2 protein-coding genes are annotated in these 7,730 nt (G+C 73.4%); one reads left to right on the top strand and one right to left on the bottom strand.

The genetic code is table 11. From position 1 onward, the window contains the following. The first annotated feature begins 113 nt into the window (after positions 1-113). Positions 114-2,777: a hypothetical protein gene (locus BJF79_RS27585; RefSeq protein WP_143220209.1), complete on the top strand. Its 2,664-nt coding sequence runs from the start codon at positions 114-116 to the stop codon at positions 2,775-2,777. Between the two features lie 1,438 nt (positions 2,778-4,215). On the opposite strand, the gene BJF79_RS27580 is transcribed toward BJF79_RS27585, so the two are convergent. Next, positions 4,216-7,560, bottom strand: coding sequence for an NlpC/P60 family protein (locus BJF79_RS27580; protein WP_075901713.1), 3,345 nt, complete (start codon positions 7,558-7,560; stop codon positions 4,216-4,218). Positions 7,561-7,730: the final 170 nt, after the last annotated feature.

The following is a 7,730-nucleotide window of genomic DNA, read 5'->3' as shown; positions in this document are numbered from 1 at the left end:
AGCAGCGGCCGGCCCGGGTGGCTGCCGAGGACGCAGAGCACGACGCGGCGGTGGCGGCGCGGCGCCGTCCGCGAGGCGGCCGGAACGGACGCGGCCGGGGAGGGGCCGGGGTCGTGGCTCGTCGACTGACGCGGACGAGGACGACGACGCCGACGAAGCGGGCGGAGCCCGCGCCACCGGCGGGCCGTCGGCCGCGGCCGCGGCGCGGGCTCCGGTCGCTGGTGTGGGCCCTCGCGCTGGCGGTGTTCACCGGGCTGGCGCTGCTGTCCGGGCAGGCGGACGGTTTCGGGTCCGGTTCCGGGTCCGGGACGGCCGCCGCGACGGCCCCGGCCCCGGCGGTCGTGCCGGTCGCGGGCCCGGTCGTCCGGCCGAGGCCCGGCGAGCAGATCGTCGCGGCCCCGGAGGACCGCCCCGAACTCGGCACGGGCGACACGGGCGAAGAGTCCCGCTGCACCGTTTACAACGAGCAGCGGGACTCCCTGAAGCTGAACCGGTGGACCTCCTTCGGCCTGCACACCGTGGACAACTCCTGGCTGCTCAAGACCCGGCTGTTCATCTCCATGATCGCCAGTTTCATGTTCATGGCGGCGGCGCTGCTGTGGCGGCTCCTCGGCATGCTCATGGGGTTCAGCTACACCTTCGACATGGTCTGCAGGGCGGCGGACCCGATCAACGCCACCGTCCGGGTCCTCGCCGAGTACGCGGGGTGGTTCCTCATCCCGGCGTGGCTGTTCGTGCTGGCGGCGGCGATCCGGCGCTGGTCCGCGGGCGGCCGGCAGGGGCCGGCGTCCGCCGTGCGGCTGGTGTCGGTGTTCCTGGCGGCGACCGGGCTGATCTTCTTCATCGGCGACGAGGCCGCGAAGAACGAGTCCGATCCGACCGGCAGGTACACGGTGCCGTGGATGGCCGCGACCGTCCAGGGCTGGTTCACCGAACTCTCGGACGCCCTGGCCGACCTGCCGGCCGTGGACCAGACGAGCCAGGTCTTCTACGACCACGACCCGCAGTCCGCCGGAACGATGACCTGCGACGGCCTGAGCCGGACCCTGGACGAGATGTACGCGGCCGAGAACGAGGACGGTTTCCCCGGTTCGGCCACCATGCAGCAGATCAACCGGATGTGGGAGGCGTCGTTCATCCGCTCCTGGATGTCCGCGCAGCTCGGTGAGGGCACGCCGGAGCATCCCGCCCCCGCGCACGCGGCCTGCCGCGTCCTCGAGGCGAACTCCGGCGTCGACGACCTGGAGAAGATGAAGGCGTTCGACCTGTCGAACGGCGACCCGGTGGGGACGACGACGCCCTACATGATGCGCGGCTTCTTCATCAACCCGAAGGGCGGCCTGCAGCGGATCGCGATCGCGTGGGGCGCGTGCATGATGGACGCCGACCCGAGCCAGGGCGCCAACGGCGTCCACACCACCCCGCAGTGGGACCAGACCGATACATCGGATAAGACGGACGCCTGCGCGCTGATGCTCAGCGACGCCCCCTCGGACGGCGTCCCCGACTTCCTGCTGGGCAGCCAGCTCGAGCCCTTCTACTTCAACGGCGGCGACGAGCTGAACGGCAAGCTCGGGGACTGCATCAACGTGGAGGGGAAGGCGGAGGCGTGCCGCCATCTGTGGGAGCACGCCGAGGCGTGGCTCGGCGCGAACCAGGTCGAGCGGCTCACCCAGGGCCTCATGTCGCTGATCGTCGCGTTCGTGTTCCTGCTGGCGCTCGGCCCGATGGCGGTCGGGCTCATGCTGATCAGCGTGGCCCTCTCCGGCCTCGCCATGCTCCTCCCGCTGACTCTGCTCCTGTTCGCCATGGGGCTGGACCAGGGCAAGAAGCTGCTGCGGCTCACCGGTGCCGCGGCGGCGGGCAAGTTCCTCTTCACGCTGGCGCTGTCGGCGCTGTCGCTGCTCGTGGACGTCACCTACATGGCGATCAACGCGTCCTTCGATCAGGACGTGCCGACGCCGACGCTCTTCGAGCAGGTGGCGCAGGGCGCCGCCCCGCTGTTCGCGCTGTGGCTGTTCAAACGGTTCTCCCGGATCATGGGCCTCGGGAACATCGGCAACATGACCGGGGCGCTGGGCTTCGCGGGCGCCGCGGCGCTGAAGGCCGCGGGCGGCGGCCGGACCCTCGACATGTTCGACCAGAGTTCCGGACGGCGCGTCGGGTCGGCGATCGGCGGCATCGGGGTGGGCGGCCGGAAGCTCGGCAATCTGGACGAGCAGTCGCTGCAACGCCGGGTGCTCGTCAACAGGATGACGGGGGCGATGGCGGGCGCCGCCGGGCACGCTGCGAAACGGGCGGCCCGGCCCGTCACCGACAAGGCCCGGCACGTGGCGGAGTCCGCCGCGGCGGGCATCGGGGACAAGGCCGACGACCTGTGGCAGAAGACCAGGTCGGGCACGCCCGCGCAGCGCGCGAAGGCGTACGCCGGGCTGACCGCGGCCCTGGTCGCCGGGACCGCGCTGGCGCCGCCGACCGCGCTCGCCGCGGGGGCGCTGGTGCCGCTGACGCTCGCGGCGGGCGGCGGGACGGCCGCCCAGGGCACCCGGGCGTCTCCGAACGGGCGCGCGGGGTCCTCCGCGTCGCCTCCGTCGCCGCGAGCGGCCGGTCCCCGGACGACGGCGCACCGCGGCCGGGGGACGTTGCGGGCATGCCGGTGGCGTCCGACTGGCGGCAGGCCGGCCGGCAGGCCGAGAACAGCCGGCGCAACCTCGGGAAGATCAACGACCCGGACCGGCAACGGGCCGCGACGGCCGAGAACACCGAGCAGGTGCTGAACATGATGCTGGCGAGGATGTACGGCGGCGGTCACACCGACGGGCTGAACCCGGGCTTCAAGGGGTTCGCCAACCAGATCGAGAAGCTCCGGGTGCTGCAGGAACTGTCCCAGAAGACGGGCCTCGCACCGGACGAGATCATCCTCGCCGACAACGGCCTGTGGATCCCCAAACCGGCCGCCACCGACAAGCGGACGGGCCGGCTCGTGTTCCCAGAGGGCACCACGCCCGAACAGGCCGGTTTCTTCGGGCATTACCTGGACGGCCACACCAAGGAGCGGCAGATCGTCAACGGGGTCGAGGAGACCGACGACGAGTACGTCGCGCGGATCCTCGCCACCGGGGTGGAGCGCGAGTATGTGACGCCCGGGGGCGAGACCATCGACGTGCTCGCCAAGAACGGCATCGACGTCCGCAAGGGGCGGGACCGGCGGCGGGTGGCGGCGTTCGTCTCGGGCGGCCATGACGAGGACCTCTCCCCCCTCAAGGTCACGGCCGGGCACGCCGAGCGGGACGCCCTCCGGGCGGCCCGCGAGTGGACGCGGGACCGGGGCCCGAACCTGGCGGACCAGCTCCAGCGGGACCTGGACACGGTGCGGGACCGGCTCGCGGAGGCCCGAGCCGGGATCGGCGACTTCGGGAAGTTCGAGGTCGAGCTGTCCGGCGGCCTCCGCCTGAACGCCCGGCAGCTCGACCGGGACCTCCGGCGGACGCTCGCCGACATGAACGAGGTGGCCGTGCAGGTGCGGCATCTGCATCGGCAGGAGCACTCCATGGCGCCCGCCGAGTTCGAGCGCCTCCTGAAGACGGAGATGCCCAAGCTCGCCAGACGGCACGACGCCTTCGCCCGCGACGCCGACGAGCTGAGCGAGGTGTTCCGGGATGTCATCGACGCGTTGACGCAGGAACGCGGCTACTGGGCGCTGGAGGCGAAACTGATGGACCCCGGGACCACCCTGGACACCGCGCGGCTCGCGGACGAGGCGAGACGGTTCCAGGAGGCCCTCGCGAGCGAGCGGCAGGAGTGGCACGAGGAGATCGACAGGCTCACCGGCAGCATCGCCCCGATGCCCCGCGACGAGATCGACGCCGGTGTGTTGTCCGCGGCGCTGCAGCGGTTCGCGGACCGGATCGAGCACCGCGTCGCCGGCGAGAGGGCGGGCAGCCGGGAAGTGATCGACAAGCTCACCGAGCTGCAGGAGCACTTCCAGCGCAACAGCGACCTGCACCGGGCCGACCCGCGCCGGGCGGCCGCCCCGGACCCCGTGTACAGCGGCCGCACCCTGATCGGCCGCCACACCCGGTAGCCGTCCGGCCCGCACCGTCCGGCCCGCACCGTCCGGCGCGGGGCAGGGTGTGGGCCGGGCCCGTCGACGGAGCGGGCCCTGATCGCATCGGTGATCAGGGCCCGCTCCGTCGTGTTCTCGAGGTCGAGTGTTCAGGTTTTGCTCGGGTCGAACCATCCGGCCCAGTAGACCGAGCTGTACGCGCGCTCGACCCTGGAGACGTCCTTGGTCGTGTTGGTGTGCACCTTGTACCCGTTGGCCAGCTGCATGGCCACGTGCCCCGGGTTCGGCTCGACCAGGTCGCCGGGCTTGGCCTCGCTCAGCGGGATCTGCCGCATCCAGGGGACGGCACGCAACGTGTCGGTGGTCGGGGCGTTGCCCTTGTAGAGCTTCGGGACGGCGCTGCGGTAGGCGCGCGAGACGAAGCTGGAGCAGTCGGCGTACTCGTCCCAGTTCCGCTGCGGAACGCACATGCAGTACGGGAGGCCCAGGTTGGTCAGCGCCCATTTGATGGCCTTCGCCGCCTCCGGGGTGCGGGCCTGGGCGACCGAGTCGACGCACAGCCGGTGGACGCCGATCTCGGCGGCGCCCTGCCGGAGGGTCTTCGGCGGGGCCTGCGTCGGGCAGCCGTCCGGCCCGACCTCCACCTGCGCGGGGCCGCCACCGCCGGACGGGTCCTCCCTCTCCTCGGCGAGGGAGCCGATCAGCTCCCCGGCGCTGTCGAACGGCGCGATGACGCCGCCGAAGAACCAGGCGTACTCGACGGCGCGCCGCGCCAGCGGGACCGTGACCCCGTCGGTGCTGCCGATCCGGTTCCACGCCTGGGTCGCGTCGGGCTCGATCGGTGCACCGATCTCCTGGAGCGGACGCGGGGCCAGCCTGGGAACGACCAGGGTGTCCGCACCGGCGACCGGGCGCGCGGCCTCGTTGGCGTTCTCCCTGCCCTGGTAGTAGTCGGCCAGGCCGCCGAGGACGCGTTCGTCCAGGTCGTAGCGCGCGGCCAGGCCGGTGGCGTGCTGCGCGAGCGCGCCGTTGAACCCGGGCGCCCACGACCCGACGACGCAGGCCGGGTCCGCGCTCGGCTCGCGGAGGCCGTTCGCCTCCAGGAGCGCCGCCATCTTCGGCTGCCAGCGGTCGCGGACGGCCCGTTCGGTCGGGGGATCCTCCAGTGCCGCGAACTCCGCGGCGTGCGGGGAGACGTCCGTCAGGAACCGGGTCATCACCCGGCCGCACTCGTCCGTCGGGGTGAAGCGGCGGCCGGGGCCGACCAGGGAGAACAGCCGCAGGTCGTCGCCCATGGCGACGCCGAGCGCCTGCCAGCCGCCCGCCATCGGCTGGAAGGCGCCGAGGTCGGCCGGGCGCTCCCGCGGCGGGACCTTCTCCACCGCCAGCACGAGCCGGGCGGCGCCCCTGATGTTCGCGTCGACGTCGCAGCGGTCGTCGACCCCTGCGGCGTCCGCCTCCTGCCGGGTCATCCGGAAGACGCCCTGGCGGCGGTCCGACGTGTCGTCGCACCCGCCGGTCCGCCACCGCCCGGCGCCGTAGCTGACCGAGAGCGCCTCGTTGACGAGGATCTCGGTCGCGGCGCCCCGGTCCTCCTCGACGGTGTACTCGAACTCGGCGGCGCCCTCGCCGGCGCCGGTATCACTGCCGGTGCCGGTGTCGTCGACCCGCTCACCGTCGATCACCAGGTGCAGCTCCGGCATCCGGACGATCTCGCACCGCCAGATCGAGATGATCTCGAAGCCGATCGACCGGGGCTCGTCCGGATCGTCCGGCGGCGGTACCTCGCAGGGGGCGTCGGGGTCGGCGTCCCGATGGACGAACACGCCGGACGCCTCGATCGTCGCACTCCACAGGTCGCGGGCGTTCTCCTGGTCCTCGGACGAGCCGTTGGGCGTCCAGCGCGGGTTCCCGGGGTCCGCGTGCACCGTCCGCGCCGCCGCGGCCAGCCGCCGCGCCGCGTACAGCGAGGAGTCGCACGGGTTCTGCGGGTCCAGGCCCATGTTCGCCATGTCGTCCGCCGCTCCCGGCGTGACCAGGTAGGGCCCGACGCCCTGGCTTCCCTCGCCGCCGATGCCCGGATCCGGGTTGCCGACCCGGCAGCCGTCGGCGACCACCCCCGGCGCCCCGCCGGACGGCGAACCGGGGCCGGAGCCTCCACCGGACGACGCCGGACGCAGCGCGGGCGCGCCCGCCGGGGACTGCTCGGCGGCCTGACGCATCCTGGTCATGATGTCGTCGACGTAGCTCCAGACCTCCGGGTTGAAAGAGCAGGCGTCGGGGCACCGATCCCATTTCTCGGGCGAGTTCGCCCACGCGGGATAGAAGTGGGCCACGGCGACCTGCTGCCACGTCCCGTAGGCGTTCCACCGGTCGAGGACGTCCCTGGTGGCCCGGCGGTCCTGGATGCTCGGCGGCGCGTCGCACGCCGACCGGTAGCCGCCGTAGTTGGCCCAAGTGCTCGAAATGTACTGGTACGCCCCGCAGGCGTCGCTCTCGCTCGTTCCCGCCCGTCGGGTGTAGTCGCCGTTCGACTCGTGCATCCGCAGCGCCCACAGGAACCAGCCGAGCTGGTGGGCGAGATCGCCGTCCGGCGGCGCGGGATGGCCGCCGGAACCGGGCACGGTGGCGGCCGAGCCCGGCCCGCCGACGCCCCGGACGGGCCCCGGCCCCGCGCCGCTGGTGTCGCCGACCTCCACGGCGCCGCCGTCCGCGCCGCCCCCGCCCGCCGGGAACTCGGCCGCCTCGCGCCCGGGGTCTCGGTCGATGTTGTCGTACGGGCTGTAGCGGGCGAAGTCGGTCTGCGTCTTGACGACGCCCGCCAACACCGTCCAGGGCACCTTGGCGTGGTCGGGCTGCCCCTCGGACGCCCGCCGCGCGGCGTCCTGGAGGACTCGCTGCCAGTCGCCCGGCAAGTACTCCGCGACCCGGGCGTCCGACGTGCCGTCCGGCTGGTCCTCATCGTCGCCCGTCGCCAGGTGGGCGCCCCCGAATCCCATGAGGGCCAGCAGAGGGACGAGCACCAAGGCCAGGAACGGCGCGGCCTTTCCCATGACCGTCTTGAACTCGCCCGACCCCGAGCCGTTTCCGGCGCCGGACGCCTCCGCCGCGCCGGTGCGGTCTTTCCCTCCCGCGCCGCCCTTGCCTCCCTTGTCGCCGGAGTCGCCGCCGCCCCAGAACCCGTCCTCCACTCCCTTCGGCAGGAAACGCCTGAGGATCGGATTGCCCACCATGCGGCGGCCCAGCCTGTTGTTGAGCCCTTTCCTGGCCAGGTCGGTGAGGGCCGGAGGAACGCCCGCCGCGGCGAGGGCCCCCTTGGTGGATTGGTAGGCCGCCTCTCCCGCGGCGCGGCCGGCCTGCTCTTTCAGGTCGTCGACCTTCTCCCCGAGCGTGTCGCCCTGCGGCTTGGTCGGCCCGCCCTTCGAGAGGGCGCCGCCCGGCCCGGTCGGGTTCCCGGGGCGGCCGCCGCCCGTTCCGGGCGTCCCCTCCGGCATCACCCGACCCGGCGGCGCTCCGGCCGCGCCCGCCAGGCACCGGCCGCTTTGGACAGCCCGCCGTTACCGCCGCGCCCGGACTTCGCCTCCCCCGCGGCCGGGACGTCCGCACGGTCTCGCCGCCGACCGCGTCGCCGACCCGGCGGCGGGCCGCGGCGGGTCGCCGGATG

It is taken from the genome of Actinomadura sp. CNU-125 (assembly GCF_001942465.1).
Lineage (GTDB): Bacteria > Actinomycetota > Actinomycetes > Streptosporangiales > Streptosporangiaceae > Spirillospora.
Note: the sequence above shows the minus strand (reverse complement) of the source record. Positions and strands in the feature narration are given on the sequence as shown.

What these genes read in the sequence shown, in the direction of transcription:
- BJF79_RS27580 (WP_075901713.1), bottom strand. Translation starts at nt 7,560, where the DNA reads ATGCCGGAGGGGACGCCCGGAACGGGCGGCGGCCGCCCCGGGAACCCG.